Source organism: Skermanella sp., assembly GCF_059503625.1.
The window spans coordinates 1-2,600 of record NZ_JCACHA010000382.1 but is presented as its reverse complement, the minus strand read 5'-3'; the positions used below and the strand labels follow the sequence as shown (position 1 = coordinate 2,600).

The following is a 2,600-nucleotide window of genomic DNA, read 5'->3' as shown; positions in this document are numbered from 1 at the left end:
GATCTGGATCATCAGGCGAAACTGGCTGCCTTTGGCTACAACACCATAATGCCGCAGACTCTTACTCTATCACTCTCAGTCTGCGGTTCAGCGCCTCGTCCATGGAGAAGCCTTCGGCCTGTAAGCGCCACAATGAATCGAAGGTGCCACCGCGCCTGCGTAGGTCGGCTGGGTGGCCATCCTCGACGATGTGCCCATTCATGAGCACAATGATGCGGTCGAAACCTGACAGCGTGGACAGACGGTGTGCCACCGCTAGTACCGTGCGGCCATGCATCAGGTCACGCAACGCGCGCTGGATCTCGATTTCGCTCCCGGTGTCCAGAGCCGAAGTCGCCTCGTCGAGGATTAGGATGGGCGCGTTCTTCAGAAAGGCCCGCGCGATGCCGATGCGCTGGCGCTGACCACCTGATAACTTGACACCGCGCTCGCCCACGTGCGTGTTGTAACCTTGTTGCAGGTCGCAGATGAAGTCGTGGCAGTAGGCGGCGCGCGCCGCAGCGATCACCTCCTCATCCGATGCGTCCGGACGGCCGTAGCGGATGTTGTCCATGACAGAGCGATGAAACAGCGAGATTTCCTGTGGCACCACGGCGATGGCGTTGCGCAGGCTGTCCTGGTTGACGCTTGCCACACACTGGCCGTCGATCAGGATGGCGCCACCCTGCACGTCATCGAAGCGCTGGAGCAGGCTGACCAGCGTCGATTTGCCGGCCCCCGATGGGCCAATTAGGCCAATACGTTGCCCGGCCGGTATGTGCAGCGTGAAATCGCGGAATACCTGCCGCCCGTCGGCATAGGAAAAGCGCACGCCCTCAAAATCGATTGTGCCTCCCAGCCCGATCAGCGAATGCGCGCCAGGCCTGTCGCTGACGGTGTGCGGCGGGGCTATCACCCGCAGCGTCTCGGCGATCAAGCCGAAGTGCTGCGTCGTGCCGACAAGCGCGAAGGCCAGGTCACGTGAGCCATGTAGGATGCGGAAAGTCAACGCGCTGACCAGCACCACGTCACCTGGCGTGATCCGCCCCTCGGTCCACGCCCACACCGCCCATATCAGCATGGCGCCAGACATCACCCACAGGCAGACGTCGTGCAGCACGCGTGTCTTCTCCAGGTACATCCAACTGCGGCGGTGGGCGTCGGCCTCGCAGCCGAAACGTTTGGCGAGCCGCCGGTTCTCGATGCGCCGCGCCGAGAAGGCCTTCACCACCCAAATGTTCGACACCACGTCCACCAGTTCGCCGCCAGCGATGGAAGCTTGGTCTGCGAAGGCGCGGTGCAGCGGTCTGCCGCGCACACCGACGAACGCAATGCCGCTGGCAATCATCCCGGTGAAAACCACCAGTGTCATTGCCATGCGCCAGTCCACTGTGGTTAGCACCAGCACAGCGCCTAGAAAATCGATGCAGGGTGGCAGGATGTTCCAAACGAAGGTTCCGATAAGGGCACCCGCCGCGCTGGCCGTGGCAGTAATGCGATTGCCGAGAGATCCTGCGAAATGTTCCGCAAAATAATGCATGGGATGGCCAGTCAGGTGCTGGAACAGGTCGAGGCGAATGTTGACACCCACTCCCACCACAGTCCGGCAGCCGAGCCAGCCACCCAGGCGCCAAAGCACGTTCTCGACACCAATCAGCGCAATGAACAATCCAAGCGGCCACCACACGGCGGCGGTGCTACGCTCCGGCGCCGCCATGGCGTCCACCAGCAGCTTCATGCCGTATTGCACAGCGACGGCACAGGCTGCAGCCCCTGACACCAGCACCAGCAGCCCGGTGAAGTGCCAGGGCCAATGCCCGACATAGCGAAGGAAGAACAAGAGGGGGCGTTGCGGAAATCGCGGATCGGCAGGTATATCGGAAGACATTGGCGCAATTCCTCGGCTTAGTCAGGCGACAGCGATCAGGTCGAGGTGTCGGCCGAAGGGATGCCGGTAGGTCAAGCACTCGAAGCGGCCAAGGAAGTTGTTTTAGAATAAAGTCGGCGTGAGCATTCGTCTTCCTTCCGCATTGTGTCTGTTGAACTGTTGGAGTTGGTTTGCAGTCTATGCGGGCGTGTGCACCAGCTTTGATACGCAGTTGGATGCAACATCTACCGTTGCAGGGCGAACGAGGCGCCTTGTCAAAAAATTCCGGAAGGCCGGCTATAAAATTGAGAAAACTGAAAATTTGTTCGTAGTGGCCGACCAGATATTCTAAAGAGGCATGAAATCAGTAGTTTAAGCCGAGTGGCTACAGCGCCGTGCGCTAAATCTAAAGCGCCTGTACCCGTGTCCCGTATCGTTGGCCGATATCACGCTCCAAAGCGATCAAGATTTAACGCAAACCGCTGTAGTTCCTGCCCCAAGTTGAGGGGCAGGTAACGAAGGGTGGTGCGGCGAGCCGTCTTGGGCTGGACGAAAGCCTTCACCTGATCATGTCATTCTGCTTTTCGAGGAACGTTACTTACCGCACATTGAGGTCGTTGTGTCCAAAGGCGACCTTGGGCTCAACGACGCCATTGACTTCCGCCATTTCTCGCGCTGATCGCGTCAAAACCTTGTGGCACTTCTCGGTCTCCTCGATCCGCTTGAACAGGGCCAGCGCCTGGCCGACGACCTG

The 2,600-nt window shown here is 59.7% G+C and carries 1 protein-coding gene; it reads right to left on the bottom strand.

Annotated elements, in window-relative coordinates; genetic code table 11:
- Nucleotides 1–61: 61 nt before the first annotated feature.
- Complete coding sequence (locus AC5JJ6_RS08595; protein ID WP_496041637.1) at nucleotides 62–1,867, bottom strand: ABC transporter ATP-binding protein; 1,806 nt, start codon at nucleotides 1,865–1,867, stop codon at nucleotides 62–64.
- Between the last annotated feature and the right edge of the window lie 733 nt (nucleotides 1,868–2,600).

Excerpts from the sequence above, each read along its gene's own strand:
- AC5JJ6_RS08595 (WP_496041637.1), bottom strand. The coding sequence starts at position 1,867 with ATGTCTTCCGATATACCTGCCGATCCGCGATTTCCGCAACGCCCCCTC.